Origin of the sequence: Streptomyces rectiverticillatus (assembly GCF_013394065.1) — a bacterium.
Lineage (GTDB): Bacteria > Actinomycetota > Actinomycetes > Streptomycetales > Streptomycetaceae > Streptomyces > Streptomyces rectiverticillatus.
The window spans coordinates 296,861-315,873 of record NZ_CP040752.1; the positions used below are offsets into that span (position 1 = coordinate 296,861).

Annotated in this window: 20 protein-coding genes and 1 pseudogene; 16 read left to right on the forward strand and 5 right to left on the reverse strand. The window is 70.4% G+C overall.

What is annotated here, in order from left to right:
- The first annotated feature begins 65 nt into the window (after positions 1 to 65).
- The 6 genes from FGW37_RS01200 to lepB all read left to right on the forward strand — a co-directional run bounded on the left by FGW37_RS01200 (position 66) and on the right by lepB (position 5,965).
- The gene (locus tag FGW37_RS01200) at positions 66 to 713 is read left to right on the forward strand and encodes a DNA alkylation repair protein (RefSeq protein ID WP_179084434.1); all 648 of its coding nucleotides are present in this window, start codon (positions 66 to 68) and stop codon (positions 711 to 713) included.
- A gap of 111 nt (positions 714 to 824) precedes the next feature.
- On the forward strand, positions 825 to 1,373 hold the full coding sequence (locus FGW37_RS01205) for a hypothetical protein (protein WP_179079321.1): 549 nt from the start codon (positions 825 to 827) through the stop codon (positions 1,371 to 1,373).
- Positions 1,374 to 1,865: 492 nt separating this feature from the next.
- Positions 1,866 to 2,600, forward strand: coding sequence for a 2OG-Fe(II)-dependent halogenase WelO5 family protein (locus tag FGW37_RS01210; RefSeq protein ID WP_425506627.1), 735 nt, complete (start codon positions 1,866 to 1,868; stop codon positions 2,598 to 2,600).
- 2 nt (positions 2,601 to 2,602) lie between these two features.
- A complete protein-coding gene (locus FGW37_RS01215; protein ID WP_179079322.1) occupies positions 2,603 to 3,331 on the forward strand; it encodes a tRNA-dependent cyclodipeptide synthase in 729 nt (242 codons plus the stop codon).
- Positions 3,332 to 3,369: 38 nt separating this feature from the next.
- On the forward strand, positions 3,370 to 4,923 hold the full coding sequence (locus FGW37_RS01220) for an MFS transporter (RefSeq protein ID WP_179079323.1): 1,554 nt from the start codon (positions 3,370 to 3,372) through the stop codon (positions 4,921 to 4,923).
- Between the two features lie 142 nt (positions 4,924 to 5,065).
- Positions 5,066 to 5,965, forward strand: a complete 900-nt coding sequence (lepB, locus tag FGW37_RS01225) for a signal peptidase I (RefSeq protein ID WP_179084436.1) — start codon at positions 5,066 to 5,068, stop codon at positions 5,963 to 5,965.
- A gap of 43 nt (positions 5,966 to 6,008) precedes the next feature.
- Here lepB and FGW37_RS01230 read toward each other — a convergent pair whose 3' ends face one another.
- The gene (locus FGW37_RS01230) at positions 6,009 to 6,614 is read right to left on the reverse strand and encodes a GNAT family N-acetyltransferase (protein WP_179079324.1); all 606 of its coding nucleotides are present in this window, start codon (positions 6,612 to 6,614) and stop codon (positions 6,009 to 6,011) included.
- Between the two features lie 286 nt (positions 6,615 to 6,900).
- Complete coding sequence (locus FGW37_RS01235; RefSeq protein WP_179079325.1) at positions 6,901 to 7,629, reverse strand: DUF4097 family beta strand repeat-containing protein; 729 nt, start codon at positions 7,627 to 7,629, stop codon at positions 6,901 to 6,903.
- A gap of 320 nt (positions 7,630 to 7,949) precedes the next feature.
- Between FGW37_RS01235 and FGW37_RS01240 the strand changes: the two genes are divergently transcribed.
- Positions 7,950 to 8,423: an SRPBCC family protein gene (locus tag FGW37_RS01240; protein WP_218650560.1), complete on the forward strand. Its 474-nt coding sequence runs from the start codon at positions 7,950 to 7,952 to the stop codon at positions 8,421 to 8,423.
- A 274-nt stretch (positions 8,424 to 8,697) separates the two neighbouring features.
- Here FGW37_RS01240 and FGW37_RS01245 read toward each other — a convergent pair.
- Positions 8,698 to 8,891 (reverse strand): annotated as a pseudogene (locus FGW37_RS01245) (IS5/IS1182 family transposase); the annotation flags it as partial.
- On the opposite strand from FGW37_RS01245, the gene FGW37_RS01250 reads away from it, so the two are divergent.
- The 4 genes from FGW37_RS01250 (at position 8,888) to FGW37_RS01265 (ending at position 11,859) form a co-directional block, all read left to right on the forward strand.
- Positions 8,888 to 9,112 (forward strand): hypothetical protein, encoded by a 225-nt coding sequence (locus FGW37_RS01250; RefSeq protein ID WP_179079109.1) that lies wholly within the window; start codon positions 8,888 to 8,890, stop codon positions 9,110 to 9,112. The pseudogene FGW37_RS01245 and the gene FGW37_RS01250 overlap by 4 nt on opposite strands.
- Positions 9,113 to 9,472: 360 nt before the next feature.
- Positions 9,473 to 9,673, forward strand: coding sequence for an SCO3870 family protein (locus tag FGW37_RS01255; protein ID WP_179079327.1), 201 nt, complete (start codon positions 9,473 to 9,475; stop codon positions 9,671 to 9,673).
- Between the two features lie 411 nt (positions 9,674 to 10,084).
- Positions 10,085 to 10,486, forward strand: coding sequence for a hypothetical protein (locus tag FGW37_RS01260; RefSeq protein ID WP_179079328.1), 402 nt, complete (start codon positions 10,085 to 10,087; stop codon positions 10,484 to 10,486).
- A 269-nt stretch (positions 10,487 to 10,755) separates the two neighbouring features.
- Positions 10,756 to 11,859: a serine hydrolase domain-containing protein gene (locus FGW37_RS01265; protein ID WP_179079329.1), complete on the forward strand. Its 1,104-nt coding sequence runs from the start codon at positions 10,756 to 10,758 to the stop codon at positions 11,857 to 11,859.
- A 17-nt stretch (positions 11,860 to 11,876) separates the two neighbouring features.
- Here FGW37_RS01265 and FGW37_RS01270 read toward each other — a convergent pair whose 3' ends face one another.
- A complete protein-coding gene (locus FGW37_RS01270; RefSeq protein WP_179079330.1) occupies positions 11,877 to 12,974 on the reverse strand; it encodes a TetR/AcrR family transcriptional regulator in 1,098 nt (365 codons plus the stop codon).
- Positions 12,975 to 13,071: 97 nt separating this feature from the next.
- Here FGW37_RS01270 and FGW37_RS01275 point away from each other — a divergent pair, with 97 nt between their 5' ends.
- The 5 genes from FGW37_RS01275 (at position 13,072) to FGW37_RS01295 (ending at position 17,831) form a co-directional block, all read left to right on the forward strand.
- The gene (locus FGW37_RS01275; RefSeq protein ID WP_246430203.1) at positions 13,072 to 14,040 is read left to right on the forward strand and encodes an ATP-binding cassette domain-containing protein; all 969 of its coding nucleotides are present in this window, start codon (positions 13,072 to 13,074) and stop codon (positions 14,038 to 14,040) included.
- Entirely contained in the window at positions 14,037 to 14,849 is an 813-nt protein-coding gene (locus tag FGW37_RS01280; RefSeq protein WP_179079331.1) for an ABC transporter permease, read from the forward strand. The genes FGW37_RS01275 and FGW37_RS01280 overlap by 4 nt, the downstream gene beginning before the upstream one ends.
- A gap of 68 nt (positions 14,850 to 14,917) precedes the next feature.
- Complete coding sequence (locus tag FGW37_RS01285) at positions 14,918 to 15,544, forward strand: transcriptional regulator (RefSeq protein ID WP_179079332.1); 627 nt, start codon at positions 14,918 to 14,920, stop codon at positions 15,542 to 15,544.
- Positions 15,541 to 17,142, forward strand: coding sequence for a pyruvate, phosphate dikinase (locus FGW37_RS01290; RefSeq protein WP_179079333.1), 1,602 nt, complete (start codon positions 15,541 to 15,543; stop codon positions 17,140 to 17,142). The genes FGW37_RS01285 and FGW37_RS01290 overlap by 4 nt, the downstream gene beginning before the upstream one ends.
- A gap of 101 nt (positions 17,143 to 17,243) precedes the next feature.
- Positions 17,244 to 17,831 carry a histidine phosphatase family protein gene (locus FGW37_RS01295; RefSeq protein ID WP_179079334.1) on the forward strand — a complete coding sequence of 196 codons (588 nt, stop codon included), beginning with the start codon at positions 17,244 to 17,246 and terminating at the stop codon, positions 17,829 to 17,831.
- 70 nt (positions 17,832 to 17,901) lie between these two features.
- Here the strand turns inward: FGW37_RS01295 and FGW37_RS01300 are convergent, their stop codons facing one another.
- Positions 17,902 to 18,978: a tryptophan dimethylallyltransferase family protein gene (locus FGW37_RS01300; protein WP_179079335.1), complete on the reverse strand. Its 1,077-nt coding sequence runs from the start codon at positions 18,976 to 18,978 to the stop codon at positions 17,902 to 17,904.
- Between the last annotated feature and the right edge of the window lie 35 nt (positions 18,979 to 19,013).

Consider the following 19,013-nt stretch of genomic DNA (forward strand, 5'->3'; position numbering starts at 1 on the left):
TAGGCTGAATCTCGCATGTGCAGGGACAGGAGGCTGAGGTGGCCGAGACCGCGTTGGCCGAGGTGATGGCCGAGCTGGCCGAGCTCGAGGACCCGAAGACACGCGAGGTGAACAAGAAGCACGGCGACGATCACGGTGTGAACCTCAGCAAGCTGCGCGCGCTCGCGAAACGGCTGAAGACGCAGCAGGAACTCGCGGGCCGGCTCTGGAAGACCGGTGACTCCGCGGCAAGACTGCTGGCGATCCTGATCTGCCGCCCGAAGGCGTTCGAACGTGACGAGTTGGACGTCATGTTGCGCGAGGCACGCACGCCCAAGGTGCACGACTGGCTCGTGAACTACGTGGTGAAGAAGAACCCGCACGCGGAAGCGCTGCGCCTGGCCTGGTCCGCCGATCCGGACCCCGTGGTCGCGAGTGCCGGCTGGGCGCTGACCACCGAACGCGTGACGAAGAATCCCGAGGGCCTCGACCTCGCAGGACTGCTCGACGTCATCGAGGCCGAGATGAAAGACGCCCCGGATCGCCTGCAGTGGGCGATGAACCACTGCCTGGCTCAGATCGGGATCGAGCACGCCGAGCACCGCACCCGTGCGATCGACATCGGTGAGCGCCTGGGGGTGCTCAAGGACTATCCGACGTCCCCGGGCTGCACGTCTCCGTTCGCGCCCGTCTGGATCACCGAGATGGTGCGCCGGCAGCACGACCACAAGTAGGAGTTGACCAGGAGACTGCCCCGTGGCGCGATCAGGCCCTCTGGCGCGCCTGCGGGTATCGCCCCACTCTGAGGACAGCGGTTCTGTCGGTCGGGGCATCCGGGAGGGCACATGCTGTACGTCTTCGGTTTCGAGCGGATCGGCGTGGCGGCGAGCGACATGTACTTCGTGGATCCCGACCCGATCCCGGGGCAGGGGGGCGCCGAGCGGGGGGTGCGCCTGGAGGTCCGCGTCCTGCGGCCCGGAGACCTGCCGGGAGGCATCTACGCGTCGCGGCCCATCGTGGTCGACCGCCCGGTGTGGCGGGCCGATCTCCTGGAGTCCGCGGCGGGCCCGTCCGGCAGCCTGGACCGGGCGCATCACCACCCGAAGTTCGACGGCTGGGAGCCCGGCGGACGCGTCTTCGCCGAAGAACTCTCCGCCGCACCGCTGGACTGGGTGGCCGGCAGGCTGGCGGACCTCGACACCCTCCTGGCGGAGGCCGGCGTCCCGTCCTCCGAGGCGGGTCCGGGCGACGCCGCCGACCTCCGCAACGCCGTCCCCGACATCATGGCGGCGGTGCGGAGGCTGCTCGACGGCGTGGCCAAGGGGGAGCTGGCCCGTCCGCCCGCCGGCCTGGCCGAGGAGGACATCGCGGACGCCCGTGTCAGCTGGTTGTGACGCACTGACTCCGGCGCATGTGCCCTGTCCAGGAGGTCCGTTGGGGCCGGGCGTGAGCCGCCGGTGGCTGGGGAGGTCAGGCGGGCGGTGAGCCCGGCCGCCGTAGCAGCCGCAGCAGCCGCAGCAGCCGCAGCAGCCGTGCCCAAGCATGTGGGATGTGGGACGCGCCGTCGGGGATGTGGGACGCACCGTCGAGGGTGTGAACGCACAGGCACGCGCCCATGGCGGGTATCCGGGGTGCGCCCCCTGCCCCGCGGTGGAGGCGCCACGCGGTCGTCTCCGCCGTCGGGAGGAACGGCCGATGCGCCTGCCTCATCCAAGGGTGCACCTACGAATCGATACACAGCATGAGGATCCCGTAGTTAACGGTCGAGATGATGGCATTACCTGCAAAACGCCCCCGCGCCTCACTGCCGGGCACGCGGGCCGCACACACGGGGGACCATCATCAACGTCAAGCGCACCACCTCATGCCGGCTGTCCCAAGAAGACATCCTCTCCGTCGTCGAAGGCACCACGCTGGCCGTCCACATCCCGGGGTTCGTGCACCCGGATGCGCTCGCCTCGGCGCGGCGTCAGCTCTTCGACCACCCCGACCGGGGCAGCCTGAGTCAGGCCGCGGAGTTCAAGCGCATCGGATTCGCCTACTCCGAGATCAGCGACACCGCTTCGCGCGACCGCTATCACGCCGAGGCGCGCACCAACATCCAGCGGATGCGTGACCTGTTCGCGCCCTACGCCTCGCCCAGCGACGTCCTGCGGCTGCTGCTGGAGGAGACCTGGGCCGCCGGGGCCGGCTTGATGCACGTCGAAGGCCGCAAGGCGTTCATCGGCATCTGCCGCTTCCAGGACAAGAACGTCGACCTCAATCCGCACACCGACGCCCTCGAGCGGAACCTGCCCGCCGAGCACGCGCGCCGCCTCGCGGCGCAGCTCTCGGTCAACATCTACATCAACATCCCGCGCACCGGCGGAGAGCTGGAGCTGTGGGGGACCGAGCCCGGGGAGGACGCCTACCGCCACCTCATGGGCGGGCGGACCTGGGGGATCGACCGCGAGAAGATCGGCCCGCCCGTGGAGGTCGTCAAGCCGGCCCCGGGCGATCTGCTCCTGCTCAACCCGCGCCAGATCCACGCCGTGCGCCCGTCAGGGGACGAGCCGCGCATCACCCTGGGGCACTTCCTCGGCTACTACGGCACCGACCTCCCGCTCGAACTGTGGAGCTGACGGTGAACGACGACGGTCTCGTCCAGCACTCCTATGTCCTCGACGGTCGCAGCAAGGCGAGTTTCGGCGAGAGGGCCAAGTCACTCTCTCTCGCCGGGAAACGGGCCGTCCTGCTGGTGAGCGTCGGCCAGCGCTACCACGAGGGCGACAAACTCCGCGCCACAGTGGAACTCATCCGACGCGGCGGGTTTCAGCAAGTGACCATAGCCGTCGCTGATACTCTGCAGCGCACCAACTATCTCGGGCTTTCCCGGCAGGACGCTTACGACCGCGCACTCAGGGCGGGGGACGAGTGGCTGCAGCGCAACGAGAAAACACTCGCACGGCTCTCCGCGATCAGCGATGTCCTCCGCTGGGACGATGCCCTGCGCGACCCGGTCTACCCGCAGTTCCGCAAGCACGTCGAGGACGCCTACGAGCACGACCCGCGCTACCGGCAGGCCCTGCTCCGCACCGTCGGAAAGTTCCTCGACCGTCTCACGGCGCGCGACCCGGCGGCGGATATCGCCGCGGCGTCCCGGAATTGCCTGAGCTACCTCATCGAGGAATGCCCCGTCATCATGCCGACCTGGGCACACCGCGGATACGACTATGTGATTTATCCGCAGCCCATGACGATGGCTATGGCGGAGACTCGCCGGCTGTTCGTCGAAGACGCATACCCCGGCAAGGCGGATTGGCTCCCCCTGAAGTTCAAGAAACGGGCCGCCACCGTCCCGGACACCATCTGACCGCCCTTTGACCCGACCCGGTGTAGGGGAACATCACCGTGACAGCATCGACCGACCGCAAGTGGTGGGCATTTACCGGAGTCGGCCTCATCAGCTTCCTCGGCTGCATCGACCTCACCATCGTCAATACCGCCGCCCCACAGATCCAGGCCGATCTCGGCGCCTCCGTGACGGACCTCCAGCTCATCGTCAACATGTTCATCGTCGCCCTGTCGATGTTCATGGTGACGATGGGGCGGCTGGCGGACACCTACGGCCGGCGTCGCCTCCTCTACACCGGAACCGTCGTCTTCGCCCTGGCCTCCCTCGGCGCCGGACTCGCCCCGGGCACCGGCTGGCTCATCGCCTTCCGGTTCCTCCAAGGCGCCGCGGGAGCCGTTCTCTACACCTCCACGGGCGCCATCGTCCAGAACGCCTTCCCTCCGTCGCAGCGCGGCCGTGCCATCGGCGCCCTCTACGGCGTCAACGGCTTGGGACTGGCCGTCGGCCCGCTGCTCGGCGGAGTCATCGTCTCCGCCGTCGGCTGGCACTGGGTGTTCTGGCTGAACGTCCCCCTCATCGCCGTCGCCCTGACCCTGTGCTCCTTCAGCGTCAAGGAGTCCCGCGACCAGGGCGCCCCCGGCCTGGACCTGCCCGGCCTCGTGCTCATCAGCCTGGGCATCCCCGCCGTGGTCCTCGCCTTCACCCTCGGCGACCACTGGGGCTGGTCCAGCGCCCGCACCCTGGGCCTGCTGGCCTTCGCGGCGGCCTCCCTCGTCGCCTTCCACGCCGTCGAACGCCGCGCGGCCGACCCCATCATCGACTTCCGGCTCTTCCGCCACCGCGCCTTCCTCGGCGCCATCGTCTCCGACTTCGCCCTGGCCTGCTTCTACGCCACCGTGCTGTTCCTGCTGCCCCTCTACCTCAGCGGCGTACGGAGCTACGACGGTTACGCCACCGGTGCGCTGCTGCTGTCGTGCACCGCCGTCATGGCGGCGCTCTCCCCCGGCGTCGGCCGGCTGACCGACCGCTACGGCCCCAGGAAGCTCTTGGCCGTCGGCTTCGCCGCGTTCACGGTCTCGGCCCTGATGCTCGCGCGGATCGCCCCCGACAGCTCCATCGGATACCTCGCCCTCGCGCTGGTGGCCATGGGCCTCGGCTGGGCGTTCATTCTCGGCCCCGCCACGGTCTCCGCGCTGTCCGCCGTGCCCGAGCAGCAGGCGGGACTCGCCGTCGGAGCCTCCTGGACCTTCCACAACCTCGGCGGAGCCATCGGACTCGCGGCCGCCATCAACCTCTATCGCCTGCAGGGCGAACGCACCTTGAACGCCGAACTCGCCGAACGCCACGCGCCCACCGGCCCCTGGACGCAGTCCGTGGTCGGCGAACCGGAGCACGCCACGGCGCTGCTCCGGCAGCACACCTCCCTCAGCGGACCGGAGGTCGGCGAAGTCTACGGCCAGGTCTTCTCCCAGGGTATGCAGACCGCGATGTGGATGGTGACCGGCACCTCGCTGGCCGCCCTCGCCGTCCTCGGCCTGCTCGGCCTATCGGCGCGCCGGTCCACGGCCGCCACCTGCGAGGTGGCGGCCGACAATGAACTGGCCCGGTAGGGCTCCGGCGGGCGCGCGGCGGGCCGTCGCCCCTCCTCGCATAAGGTGACATCGCCGGAACATCCCGCTCGACCGGGGGTTCCGGGACCCGCACCGCGGACGGAGCGGGCGGTGGCCGGAGCGAGGAGGGGACGTGGGGAACGTGGGGGACGTGGCGGTCGGCACGCGATCGGAACAGGACGGCCCGGGTGAGGGGCCCGATCAGCAGGAGCCGGTGGGGCGGACGAGGAAGTGGAGAAGGGCCGGCAGATCCGGCAGGTCCGCGAAGGCCCAGCGGTCGTTCTGGAAGGAACTGCCCCTGCTCATCGTGGTCACGCTGGTGCTGGCGCTGCTGATCAAGACGTTCCTGGTGCAGGCGTTCTCGATCCCCTCGGACTCGATGCAGAACACCCTGCAACCGGGTGACCGGGTCCTGGTGGACAAGCTGACCCCGTGGTTCGGCTCGAAGCCCGAGCGCGGCGAGGTCGTCGTCTTCCGCGACCCGGGAAACTGGATGAAGGACCATCCGACGCCCGAGCCCAACCTGGTGCAGAAGGCGTTGAGCTTCATCGGGCTGCTCCCGTCCGCCGGCGAGAAGGACCTCATCAAGCGGGTCGTGGGCGTCGCCGGTGACACCGTCGAGTGCAAGGGCACCGGCCCGCTGAAGGTCAACGGCAAGCCGTTGGAGGAGCCCTACGTCTTCCCCGGCAACACCCCGTGCAGCATGAACCCGGGGAGCCAGTTCAAGGTCACGGTGCCCGAGGACCGGCTGTGGGTGATGGGCGACCACCGACAGGACTCGGAGGACTCCCGCTACCACCAGGACGAGGACGACAAGGGCTTCGTCCCCGTGGACGACGTGGTGGGCCGCGCCATCGTCATCGCCTGGCCCGTCGACCGCTGGGACACCCTCCCCGTCCCCGCCACCTTCGACCAGAAGGGCCTCGACAAGGCGGCCGCCGCCACCCCCACCGCGGTGGCCCTCGCCGGCGCCGTTCCCCTGGTGCTGGTGCGACGGCGCCTGCTCTCCCGCCGTAAGGCCGACGGCACGACACGGAACTGACGTGCCCGGCCGAGTCCGAGCCGGTCGTCGGCCTGGTTCGGGCCTACCGGCGCACGTCTCCGCGGGCCTCCCGCCACATCGACCAGAGTGTCGGGCCGCCTCCGGGTACGTGGATCTCGTCCCGCACGGTGAACCCGAATCGCTCGTAGAAGCCGATATTGGCCTGCTTCGACGATTCGAGGTGGACAGGCAGTCCGGCCGCGTCCGCCTTCGCCAGGCCCGAAAGCAGCAGGGCAGCACCGTGGCCACCGCCCTGGGCCGCCGGGTCGGCGCCGAGCACCGCAAGGTACCAGTGCGGTTCCCGTGGGGCTGCCTCGCCGACCAGTTCCAGCATTTCCCCCAGCCGGGCCACGTGCTCGCCCAGCAGCCCGTTGATGCGGGCCAGCGTCCCCTCGTCCGGGTGCTGCTCGACCGTGCCGGGCGGTGTCCAGAAGGCCGCTGCCGCGTCGGTGCGTTCACAGTGACCGAGTGGGCCGTACTTGTGCGTGAGCATGACGTCGAACCACTGGGCGAGACGGCCCTCACGCCCTTCTCCGTCAGGGAAGAGCCACAGCATCATCGGGTCGTCCCCGAAAGCGCGGGCCAGGATGCGTGTGATCTCAGGAGCGTCGCCGCTCTCGATCGGCTCGGGTGTGTTCAGTGACTGCATGCGGCCAACGTAGGTTCCAAGATCTTTCCAGCACATCGGTCGTTCTACCGATTACGCAGGGTCCGCCGGTGGTCGTAGCTGCGGGCTTCCCACTCTCGGGTCCGGACGGCACGCACCGCCGGCCCCTCGCCGACGTCCGCGGCTACCTGCGCGAGCTGCGCGACGAGACCTGGCGGCGGCGCGACTCCGCGAAGAGCGAGGGCAGCATCGTCGCCGAGGTCCGGGCGCTGCTGGTCGAGCGGCACCCGAGGGCGCCCGGCTTCAGGGGGGCGTCAGGCTCTGCTCGTCAGGAGCGTTTGACGGTGATGGCGCCGCTGCCGGTGGTCAGGTCGATTCGGTGCGTGCCGGACGGGTCGTCGGTGACGGCGATGTCCTTGCCTCCGCTGTCGCTCTTGGCGGTCACCCGGTACCTACCGTCAGGCATGGTGAGGGTGATGGCGCCGCTGCCGGCTTCCGCCCGGACGTCCTGAGGCGAAGACACGGTCAAGTCGATGGCTCCGCTGGAGCTCGTGGCGGCGACGGGCCCGCGCCTGAGCCCCCGTCCGGTGATCGCGCCACTGGAGGCTTGTACCTCGACCGCCCCGTCGACGTCTTCAAGATCGATGGCACCGGAACCGGTCTTCACCTTCACCGCGCCGGTCCCGGACAAATCGATCGCACCGCTGGAGGTCTCACCAGTCACCGGAACGCCTGCCGGCAGGTCGACCGTGTAGGCAACCGAGCAGTCGTCACTGCAGCCGCCGAGCACCAGGACTCCGTTCTCAACGCGGTGCGTCACCCCGTCCGGGCGGTCTCCTCCGTATTCCACGTAACGGTGCAGGCGCACTGCCGCAGCGCCCTCTTTACCGCGCAAGGTAACCCCGCCGGAGCCGCTCTCCAGCCGCACGGAGGTGATCTTTTGCGACAGCGTGGCGTCATCCTCGAAGTTCTTCCTGGCCAGTCCGCACGCGCTGATCCCGCTGACGGCAATTCCGGCCGTCACGACGGCAGCGAGCAGACGAAGGCGCGCACGCATGGACTATCACCATTCTTGAGAAGGTCATCAGGTGATCCCCTCATGGGGATACCGAGGGAGCCTATGCGGCCGGTCGGAGTGCGGCCATGGGGTAAACCCCCGGGATCTTGGCTTGTTTCTTATGGCCCGATCTGGTCGCGGTGGCGTGTCGCAGGATGCGTATGAGTGAGGCCGCCTCCCCGGCCCTCGAAACTTGACCCGTACAAGCCCGCCATTGGTGGCACGGGTGCGGGTTCCGCCCACACGGCCGATGAGTAACGCCCCCCTCCGCGCCTGCGGGAGGGCCGAGATGAGATGAGATGACAAGGAGCGTGCACACCGTGGACCAGGAGAACGTGAGCGCCACCCTGACTGTCGCCGCGCCCGCGGCAAGGGTGTTCGCGGTGCTGGCGGACCCGACGACCCATGCTGCGATCGATGGCACCGGCTGGGTTCAGGAAGCCGTCGACCGGGCACCGCTGACCGAGATCGGGCAGATTTTCCGGATGGACATGTACCACGCCAACCACCCGGACGGTGACTACCAGGTGGCCAACAAGGTCCAGGTGCTCGATCCGCCGCGCGCCATCGGCTGGCTGACAGGGCAGGAAAAGGACGGCGGTCACCTGGAGTTCGGCGGCTGGACCTGGCGTTACGACCTTGCGCCGCTCGGTCCGTCCGAGACTGAGGTCACGCTCACGTACGACTGGTCGGCGGTGCCGCAGTCCATCCGGGATTACATCGAGTTCCCGCCCTTCGGCCCTGAGCATCTCACCAACTCACTGCGCCACCTGGCCGAGCTTGTCTCAGGCTAGATGCCGGCAGCCGGCACAGTGCCGAGCACCTGCACGCGGGTCCGCGTTTCGCGGACGTCGTGGCGCCGACGTACGGTATCGCGCCGCGCGACCGGCTGGCCGAGCCTCGGCCTGCCTCCGGGCTCATGGTCGCTGCGTTGCGCTGAGGCTGGCCCCCGCGTCGCCCGTGTATCCGGGCGCGTGTATCCGGGCGCGTGTACGCGGCGGCGACGCAGGCGGACCCGCTCTGACGACGGCTAGGCCGGTTCGTTCGGGTCAGCGGGCGGACCACAGGCCGCCGCAGGCGGTGGCCGCGATGATCCGCCTGGACGGGGGTCACCGCCCGAATGCCACGCGGCTGCGCAGGTGCTCACGGATCACGCGTGAGGCGTACGCCTTGTCGGCCAGGACCACGTCCGGCCGAGTGCGGGGCCGCCCACCGCGGCGGGGAACACGTGGACGTGCCATGACGTCGGTGAAGGCGGGTGCATGTACTCCTGGGAACCGTCGCGCTCCTCGGCGCCCTCGCCACACCCGCCTCCGCGGCCGACGCCGCCGCCGTGGGCTCGATCGTCGCGACGGCCGAGAACGCAGTCTCGGGCCTCCGGTCCGCTGTCTCCAACGCCACCGCCAACGGCGACTTGTACAGCCGACCCGGCAGGACGACCGCCCCACCAGTGCCGGGGCGGAGACGGCAGCAGTGGCGATGACGCGCAGACGGGCCACCGAAAAGCACTGCAGCGGTAACAAGTACATCGTGGGCAAGCAAGTTGAGCTGCCGGGCCAGAAGTTCGTCTCCTGGTATTTCAACAGCGACCGCTGACCCCTACGCCCTGGCGTGGTCCCGGCCGGGGCCGCACCAGGGCCGCCATCCACGGTGGACGCCTGGCCGAACACCGACATGCCACCCGTTGGTGATGCGGACGTGAAGCGTTCGGTCCGGTGTTTTGGATACAACGGGGGCGCCTCAGCGCCAGGGTGAGGCCCATGCCAAGCAGCTGAGGGTGCGTTGACAGCGCACACGTAGAGTAGGCGGTGACCAGGTCGTTTCACCGTTGGGAGGACATGGAATGAAGCAGGTCCCATTCGGCACCCTGTCCGCCGGGCTCGCAGTGCTCGGGACTGCACTCGTATCCTTCGCGTTTGAGTTGCGCGCAGACGGCTACGAGCAGTACGTCCAGGACGTGAACTTTGTGGCCGGTACGGCGTACTTCGCCGCGATCATGACTGTGGTGACGTGGGTCCGCGATCACCGGCCGCACTCGGGCTGAGTCATTCGGCCGTAGCGCGGGAGCCATGACGGGGTCTGTCCGGTGGGTCCGGTCCTGTCATTCGGCTCACCGGACACGCCCTAAAGCAGGCCCGCGTCAAAGCGGGCCCCGCACACACGGCCATGGCTGTGCCCGATCGGGCCGGCATCGCAGACTGCCCTGGACGGCCGTCCGACCCCGATCGAGGCCTCCCGTTTAAAGTGCGCGACACCGCCCTGTCTGTTCATCGAGCTCTGCCCTTCCAATACGAAAAGAGCTCAGGGGGCGCATTACTGGCGGTTTCATGCCCTTGCCGGACAGCGGTAGGTCACACCCGGCCGAGGACGGATCGACTCTCCTCTGAATTGGCGTCAACAGCCCCTGCTCCACTAGACTTTACGCACACACCAGCAAAAAGGAGTGGCGCCATCCATGGGCACCAAATTCATTGAGGTAGACGAATCCCACAAGGGTCAGCCCGGCGTGGAAGAAGGGGTAAAGACGATCGAGGTCGGTGGTCAGACGATCACGACGCCGATTTTCGTCCAGCGGATCGACTTTGACGATCTCGCCCCCGAGGTGACCGACAATCTGACCACGGTCAAGTTCGCCGTAACGGTGACCGAGGAAATGGAGGACCTGACGGGGGAGGTGGACGAGGATGGTTCCCCGGTGACGGAAATCAAGGAAATCCAGGTTCCCAAGTGGCTCGAGGTTGATCTGGGGACCGAATCCCTGAAGCGGTACGAGGAGGTAATGGCACCCTTCTACGCCGCCGCCCGCGAAACCGAGGCACCGATCGTGCCCGCGCCCCGCAAGCGCCGGAAGAAGTGATCTCGCGCCCCTCTCCTGTCGTCAGGAGAGGGGCTTTGCTGCGTTGTCCGATGCCACGCGTGCGTCGTCCACCCCGGCGTTGTCGTCGGGGTAGCCCTACCTGGAGCTGGGCGGTTAGCAGGATCGTCCCGGGTGGTCGCATCCGGAAATGTTGGGCCCGGCACATATCGCCGGTTTCCCAATGCTTCCATAGGAGTTGGCTCGTGCGTGAGCAGGCGTGGCAGAGGTTTCGTTCCTCCGGGCGGCGGTGGGGTGGTCGGCGTAGAGCCGTGTCGGCGGCGGTCGCGGTGGCCGTCGGCACCATGGCGATGGGTGTCCTGGCGCCGCCCGCGGCGTCCACTGCCGCCGGCCCGGACACCGTTCAACAGGGCCTGAACGCGCTGGTGCACTCCGATGGCCTGCCTGCCGCGCTGGCGAGCGTCAAGGGCCTTGAAGGCCGCACCCGTACCTACACCGCAGGGGTCGGCGACCTGGCCACCGGCGCGAAGGTGCCCCGGGACGGGCAGGTGCGGATCGGCAGCAACACCAAGACGTTCACCGCGGTGGTGATGCTGCAACTGGTCGGCGAAGGGAAGGTCAGCCTCGAGGCACCGGTCGAGACGTACCTGCAGGGCCTCGTCCGCGGGGAGGGTATCGACGGACGCCGCATCACCGTCCGTCAACTCCTGCAGCACACCAGCGGACTCCCCAACTACGTCAAGTACCTCGGCGACGACGTCCGGTACTACGAGCCCCGCGAGCTCCTCGACATCGCTCTCCAGCACAAGGCCGACTTCGCCCCTGGGGCGAAATGGGAGTACAGCAACACGAACTACGTACTGGCCGGCCTGATCATCCAGAAGGTCACCGGCCGCCCCCTCGCCGAGGAGGTCGACCGGCGCATCATCAAGCACATCGGGCTGCGCCACACCTACTTCCCCGCCCCCGGTGACGTGACCATCCGCGAACCTCATCCCAAGGGCTACTACCAGGAATCAGCAGGCGCACCTCTGCGCGACGGCACGGAATTGGACCCCTCCTGGGGCTGGGCGGCAGGTCAGATGATCTCCACCAACTCCGACCTCAACCGGTTCTTCAGCGCGCTCCTGGCCGGTCGTCTCCTCCCGGCGGCCCAGCTCGCCCAGATGCGCACCACCGTCCCCGCCGGACCCCCGTTCGCCTCCGGCGCCCGCTACGGACTGGGGCTCGTCAGCACGCCGCTGTCGTGCCGCGGCGTGTACTGGGGCCACGGCGGTAGCACCACGGGATACGAGACCCGGGGCGGCGCCACCGACAACGGCCGAGCCGCCGACGTCGCGGTGAGCATGCAGCCGGCCGACAAGGCAACCATGCAGCGCGTGGAGGATGTCGTGGACACGGCCCTGTGCCGCTGAACCCCGTCTCCCAGGCCCTACAGCGGACGGCGTGGCCCCTCAGCGGCACTGCGGCCCGCCACCGCATGGCCCGCCCCGCGCCCCTCCGCGCGGGCCACGATCAGGCCGTCGTGGGTCCGGATCGCCAGCTCGGTGGAGTCGTCGGCCGGGTCGCAGCCGATGGCTGCGGGGACCGTGCCGGTGTCGTCGAAGACGATGCGTGGTCGCGGCAGGTCCCCGGGGGCGAAGACCCGTCGTAGGCAGGCGATGAGGTCGACGACCCTCAGCCGGGCCAGGCGGCCGGTCTCGGCGGGGTCGTCGGTCACGACGACGAACGTCAGCTGGTCGCCCGGTCGTACCGAGCGCATCGCGTCCTCGGCCGCGGACAGGCGCCTGACGCCCAGTACGACCACCACGCCGTCGTCGTCAAGACCGAACCCGCGGCCGGTGATCTCGTCGCGGAGGTCGCGGGGGGCCGTCCAGGTGTCTCGCGTGAGCACGGCCGGGGGGACGTAGGGCAGGTGGGGCGGGTCCGCGTCGTCGAGGAGGGGGATGCCGGCCAGGTGCTCGGCGGCGCGGGTCAGGTCGAAGGGGTCGCCGGCTCCGGGGGCGTTCTCGGCGAGGCTCGCCGCACCGTGGAGCAGGGTCAGGGTCAGCTCGGCCCGTCGTACCGTGCCGGTGCGCAGTGCGGTGTGCGGTTCGAGGGCCCGGGCGAGCAGCAGGGCTTCGAACCGGAGGAGTTCGGCCAGGGCCGCCCGGGCCGGTTCGGTGTCGAGGACTCCGGTCACCGAGCGCAGCCGGAGATGGCCGCTGCCCGGTGTGTCGGCGGCGAAGGGCAGTCGTTCGAGCCAGATGCGGGCGAAGACGCCCAGTGCCTGCGCGGCGCTGCCGGGTGATGCGAGGGGCGGTTCGGCGGCGGCCCGGGCCTGTTCGGCGGCGTCGGCGAGCACCGCGAGGTAGAGCGCGCGTTTGCCGGTGAAGTTGGAGTACACCGCGCCCCGCGTCAGTTCGGCGCGCTCGGCGATCCGGTCGACCTTCGCCTCGGCGTATCCGTATTCGGCGAACTCCTGTCGGGCCGCGACCAGCACGGCCGCACGGGTCCGCTCCTGCTGCTGCGCCCGGGTCAACCTCGCCATTCCATGGCCCCTTCCGCTTACGCCGTGCCATGATACAGATAGCATCCAGATGATGACGTCATCGGAATGCTGTGAACATCTGGAGTGGGGTGCGGGCATGGCGGACATGGATGACAAAGGGTTCGCGGTCGACGGGCTGGTCAAGAAGTTCGGCCGGACGACCGCGGTCGACGGAGTGAGCCTCTCGGCTCCCCGGGGGCAGGTGCTGGGGCTGCTGGGGCCCAACGGCGCCGGGAAGACCACCGTCATCCGGGTGCTGGCGACCCTGCTGCGCCCCGACGCGGGCGAGGCGCGCGTCGCCGGGATCGACGTACGGCGGGATCCGGGCGGGGTCCGCAGGCGCATCGCCCTGTCGGGGCAGCACACGAGCGTCGACGACGAGCTGTCCGGGCGGTCCAACCTGGTCATGATCGGCCGGCTGCTCGACCTCCGGCGGCAGGACGCCCGCCGGCGGGCGGGCGAGCTGCTGTCCCGCTTCGGCCTCGACGACGCGGCCGACCGGCCCGTCGCCACCTACTCGGGCGGGATGCGGCGCCGGCTCGACCTGGCCGCCGCCCTGGTGGGGCGGCCCGAAGTCGTGTTCCTCGACGAGCCCTCGGTCGGGCTGGACCCCGGCAAGCGCGACGAACTGTGGCAGATGATCCGCGGGCTCACCCGGGACGGCGTCACGGTCCTGCTCACGACGCAGTACCTCGAGGAGGCCGACGCCCTCGCCGACGAGATCACCGTCATCGACCACGGACGGGTGCTCGCGTCCGGCACCCCCGCCGACCTCAAGCGCGAGGTCGGCGGGCACACGATCGTGCTCCGGCCGGCCGACGCCGCCGACCTCGGCCCCGCCGCGGCGATCGTCGCCCGGGTCGCCGGGCGGGAACCCGACCGCTCACGCCGCCGCGAACTGATCGTGCCCGTCGCCGGTGACGCGGAGTTCTTCGAAATCACCGCCCAGCTCCGGATGCAGGGCATCGACGTCAGCGAACTCGCGTTCCGCCTGCCCAGCCTCGACGAGGTCTTCCTGTCCCTGACCGGAGCGCCCACCGCCGACACCGAGGACGCCGCAGCATGACCACGACCACGACCCTGCCACAGGCCCCCGGGAGCACCGGGCCCCGCCCGTTCGCCACCCTCCGGCACAGCGCGGTGCTCGCCCGGCGCAGCCTCGTGAAGACCACCCGCAACCCGGGCCCGATCATGAACGGCATCGTCACCCCGGCGCTGTTCATGGTCCTGTTCCTCTACCTGTTCGGCCGGCCGGTCGCCGGGACCACCGCCGACTACCTGCAGTACCTCTTCCCCGGCATCCTCGTCATGGGCGCCGGTCTCGCCGGCATGATCTCCACCGGGTCGGCCATCAACCTCGATCTGAAGAACGGCGTCACCGACCGGTTCCGCAGCCTGCCGATCAGCCGTACGGCGCCGCTGCTCGGCTCCGTGATGGCCGACATCCTCCGCTATCTGATCGCCGTGGCGGTGCTGTTCGGCATCGGCACGCTGCTCGGGTTCCGCGTCCGGGGAGGCTTCCTCGACGCACTGGGAGCGGCCGGGCTCGCGATCCTGTTCGGGTTCTGCCTCAGCTGGGTCACGGTGTTCATCGGGGTCCTCGTCAAGAGCGCCGAGGCCGTGCTGTCGTTCAGCTTCATCGCCTTCCTGCCGCTCCAGCTGGGCAGCAGCCTGGCCGCCCCGACCGACACCCTGCCCGGGTGGCTCCGGGCGTGGGCCGACGTCAACCCCGTCACGCACGTCATGGACGCCTGCCGCGCCCTGCTGAACGGGACGCCGGAGACGAACAGCGTCGGCCTCACCCTGCTGTGGTCGGCCATCTTGTTCGTCGTCTTCTGCCCGCTCGCGGTCCGCGCCTACGGCCGCCAGGAGTGACGGATGCCGTCCCGCGGCCTTCCCGCACACCGCACCGCACCGCATACCGCATACCAGAAGGACAAGACGTGAACCGGCCCCAAACCCATGCCACGGACACGAACCTGTTGGTGCTGCACGCCCTGCGCTGTGCCGGCGCCGCGAGCCTCACCCGCCTCCACCTGGTCACAGGCCTCGACGAGTCCGACGTCGAGTCCGAGCTCATCGACCTCGGCGCCGCCCGGCTCGTCACGCGCATGTCCGGTGACCTGCCCGGCTGGAGCCTGACGGACGCCGGCCGCGCCGCCGACGCCGAGCGGATCACCGGCGAGCTGGAGTCCGCCGGTGCCCGCAAGGCCGTGACGGCGGCGTACGACCGGTTCCTCGTGCTCAACCCGGAGCTGCTCGACCTCTGCACCGCATGGCAGCTCCGCAACGTCGACGACGTCCTGAGCGCCAACGACCACAGCGACCCCGTCTACGACGCCCAGGTCCTCGAGCAGTTCACCGATCTCGACCGGCGCGTCACCCCCGTGTGTGCCGAACTGGCCGCCGCACTCCCCCGGTTCGGCCGGTACCGCGTCCGCCTCGCCGAAGCCCTCGGCCGCGCCGCCTCCGGTCGGCTGGAGTACGTGGCCGACAGCACCGCGTCGTACCACACCGTGTGGGCGGAGCTGCACGAAGACCTGCTCGCCACCCTCGGGGTGCACCGATGAAATGGATCCGCACGATCTCCGCCCAGGTCGAGGAGACGGCGGAGACACTGGGCGGCAAGGCGCACGGCCTCGTCCTCCTGCACCGCCTCGGGCTGCGGGTGCCGGCCGGGTTCGTCGTCACCACCGAGGCGTGCCGCGCCTTCCTCCGCGAGGGGCGCCGTCCCGACGGGCTCGACGGCGAGCTCGCGGCGGCCGTCGCCGACCTGGAACGCTCCACCGGGCGCGTCTTCGGCGGACCGCACAGGCCGCTGGCGGTGTCGGTCCGCTCCGGGGCGGGCGTCTCGATGCCCGGCATGATGAGCACGATCCTCAACCTCGGCCTCACGACCGGGGCCACCGAGGGCCTGGCCGCCGAGACGGGCGACCGGCCGTTCGCCCTGGACTCGCGGCTGCGCTTCCTGTCGAGCTTCGCGTCCGCGGTCACGAACGCGGACGTGGACGGCGCAGCGGCCGCTCACGCAGGAGACACCGCCGCCGCGATGAAAGCGATCGAGGACCTCGTACGAGAACGCTGCGACCGGCCGGTTCCGGACGATGTGACCCGCCAGCTGGCGTGGGCGGTAGAGGCCGTGTTCTCGTCGTGGGACACGCCCCGCGCACGCACGTACCGCACACTGAACGCCATCCCCCACGACCTCGGCACGGCGGTCGTCGTCCAGCAGATGGTGTTCGGCAACCGCGACGCCCGCAGCGGCACCGGAGTCGCCTTCAGCCGCGACCCCAACACCGGCGGGAACATCCCGTACGGCGAGGTCCTGTTCGGCCACCAGGGCGAGGACGTCGTCTCCGGCAGGTCGACGACCCGGCCGCTGGGCGAGCTCGCCGAGCGGGAGCCGGGCGTGTGGGCGGAGCTGCGCGACGCGCTGCGCCGGATCGAGGGACACTACCGCGACGCCTGCTACGTGGAGTTCACCTTCGAGGCCGGCGAGCTGTGGATCCTGCAGGTCCGGCCGGGCCGGTTCGTCGGCGGAGCCGCCGTCCGCGTGGCCACCGAACTCGTCGACGAGCAGGTCATCGAACGTCACGAAGCGCTGCTCAGGGTCTCGCCGCAGCACCTCCGGCACGTCCGCACGCCGCGCATCGCGCCGTCCGAGGAGACCGACATCCTCGCCCGGGGGCTCGGCGCCTGTCCCGGCGTCGCCGTCGGCCGGGTGGCGACCACGGCGGAAGGGGCCGTGCGCATGGCCCGGGACGCCCCGGTCGTCCTGGTGCGGCCGGAGACCTCCCCGAACGACATGCACGGTCTCGCCGTCGCCACCGGGATCGTCACCGCGCGGGGCGGGCCGGCCAGCCACGCCGCGGTCGTCGCGCGCGCCATGGGCAAGCCCGCGGTCGTGGGTGTCAGCGGCCTGACCGTCGACGCCGGCAGCGGCTCCGTGACGGTCGGGGGCCGCACCGTCGGCGACGGCACCCTCGTCACCATCGACGGGACCGGCGGCGAAGTCGCCCTCGGCACCCCCCGCGTCGTCGCGAACGCAGCCCACGAGCACCTCCACCGGCTGCTCGCCTGGGCGGACGACGTCTCGGGCGACCACTCCGCGCGCGACGAGGCCGAGCGCCTCGACGCGGCCCACACCGCACTGCGCCGTCACCGCTGACCCGGCGCCCGCGCCCGGCGCACCACCCGGCACAGGGTCCCGACCCTCACAACAACCGCTCGAATCATTGATCAGCAGCCCGACCTGCAAGGAGATCGGCAATGGCAACTCGGCATGTGTACCTGGTACGGCACGGAGCGGCGGACCCGTTCGGTGAACTGACCGACGTCGGGCAGCAGCAGTCCGAACTGGTCGGCCGGCGCCTGGCCGGCCTTCCGATCGACGTGGTGTGGCACTCGCCCCTGCCCAGGGCGGTGCGGTCCGCGGGGATCATCGGCACCCACCTTCCGAAGGCCGGCGTACGGGAGGCGCCCGAACTGATCGACCACGTACCGCACGTACCGGAGCAGGCGCCGCCGGCCTGGGCGCCGTTCTTCGACGGATACGGCACCGAAGAGGCCGAGGAGGCCGAGCGCCGCTCCTCCGCCCTGACCGCCAGGTTCGCGCGCCCCGCCGACACCGAGACGCACGAGGTCCTGGTCACCCACGCCTATCAGGTGGCCTGGCTGGTCCGGGACGCCCTCGACGCGCCTCCGGTGCGCTGGCTCGGCCTGAACTGCGGGAACACGGCCCTGACGGTGATCGAGTACCGCGACGGTTCGGCGCCGACGGTGCTGCTGTACAACGACATGGGGCACCTGCCGGCCGATCTGCGGTGGACGGGGTTCGGGGCCGGCGTGCGGCCGTGAGGCAGGCGGCCGGCGGTGGCCGGTCGTGGCCGGTGGCGGGTCCGGCGATGCCGCCGTCACCGCCGGTCGTTCACACCCGCCCGCTTCCCGCTGCCGTCCAGGCAGCCGGGTCCTCGGTACGGTCGCGCCGTCCCACGCCGAACGTGGGCGGGTTGACTTCGTGCATCTGCGGCGAGAGGTAGATCTTCCGCCGTAGGCCGGATCCTCCCGGCCGCCAGGAGACGTAGTTGTGGACGCCGGTGCCCGCGTCGAGCGGACGGTGGGCCACGTCGGCCAGGAGCCGTTCGTAACGCTGCGCGGCACCGGGCTGCGCGGCGAGAAACCGGCGCAGCCGGTCCCGGATGAGGGCGTCGTCCGGGGCGTAGGTCCACAGCGGCACGTAGAGCGTGGCCTGCGTCCGGTCCACGCCCCCCGCATCGGCCAGGGACACGCAGGTCACGGCGGGCTGGGTGCTGAAGTCCGGCCGCTCACCGGCCAGCCGGCACAGCGACCGGACCTCGTCGGCCCGGAAACCCGGGTAGCCGGCGAGGGCCGCGACCATCTCGTCGGCGCTGCCCGCGAAGTGCCGGACGTAGACCTTCACCCGGGCGGTGGCGTCGTCGGCGAGGTCCAGCGAGAGCAGGAAGGGCACGCCGCGGGCGCCGGTCTCGTCCGGGCGGGCCCCGAACACCGGCCGCCGTGCGGACAGCCCGAGGCGTTCGAGCGCGGCGTCGAGCAGGCCGGAGTTCCGCAACGGGCCCTCGACGTCGAGGTAGAACCAGACCTTGAACCGGACCGGGCCGTCCCGGCGGGCCTCGGCGCCGTACATCGCGACGTGCGTACAGGCGGCGTCGTCGGGCAGCAGCACCTCGGCCACGGCCGCCCACCGCTCGGCGTCGACGCCGTACCGCTCGACGAGCGTCGACATCACCTTCCGTGCCGCCGCCGGATCCTTGGCCGGCACCCCGGGCGTCATGGGCTCGACGGCGAACTGGAGCGCGGGGTGGGCGCCGTCGAGTTCGGCGGCGAACTCGATCGGCGACCCGTCGGGAGAGACGTCGGACAGGGGGAGCTCGTCGGCCGCCACCGTGCCCCAGCACTGGGTCATGGTGTGGAAGGCCGCCACGAGGCCGGCTCCGCCGGGGCCCAGACCCAAGGTCCGGGCCATGCGTTCCAGCGTCGCCGCACCGGCCCGTCGGACCG

Excerpts from the sequence above, each read along its gene's own strand:
- FGW37_RS01275 (WP_246430203.1), top strand. The coding sequence starts at position 13,072 with ATGGCGGACATGGATGACAAAGGGTTCGCGGTCGACGGGCTGGTCAAG.
- FGW37_RS01290 (WP_179079333.1), top strand. The coding sequence starts at position 15,541 with ATGAAATGGATCCGCACGATCTCCGCCCAGGTCGAGGAGACGGCGGAG.
- FGW37_RS01270 (WP_179079330.1), bottom strand. The coding sequence starts at position 12,974 with ATGGCGAGGTTGACCCGGGCGCAGCAGCAGGAGCGGACCCGTGCGGCC.
- FGW37_RS01255 (WP_179079327.1), top strand. The coding sequence starts at position 9,473 with ATGAAGCAGGTCCCATTCGGCACCCTGTCCGCCGGGCTCGCAGTGCTC.
- FGW37_RS01205 (WP_179079321.1), top strand. The coding sequence starts at position 825 with ATGCTGTACGTCTTCGGTTTCGAGCGGATCGGCGTGGCGGCGAGCGAC.
- FGW37_RS01235 (WP_179079325.1), bottom strand. The coding sequence starts at position 7,629 with ATGCGTGCGCGCCTTCGTCTGCTCGCTGCCGTCGTGACGGCCGGAATT.
- FGW37_RS01280 (WP_179079331.1), top strand. The coding sequence starts at position 14,037 with ATGACCACGACCACGACCCTGCCACAGGCCCCCGGGAGCACCGGGCCC.
- FGW37_RS01300 (WP_179079335.1), bottom strand. The coding sequence starts at position 18,978 with ATGGCCCGGACCTTGGGTCTGGGCCCCGGCGGAGCCGGCCTCGTGGCG.
- FGW37_RS01260 (WP_179079328.1), top strand. The coding sequence starts at position 10,085 with ATGGGCACCAAATTCATTGAGGTAGACGAATCCCACAAGGGTCAGCCC.
- FGW37_RS01295 (WP_179079334.1), top strand. The coding sequence starts at position 17,244 with ATGGCAACTCGGCATGTGTACCTGGTACGGCACGGAGCGGCGGACCCG.
- FGW37_RS01200 (WP_179084434.1), top strand. The coding sequence starts at position 66 with ATGGCCGAGCTGGCCGAGCTCGAGGACCCGAAGACACGCGAGGTGAAC.
- FGW37_RS01230 (WP_179079324.1), bottom strand. The coding sequence starts at position 6,614 with ATGCAGTCACTGAACACACCCGAGCCGATCGAGAGCGGCGACGCTCCT.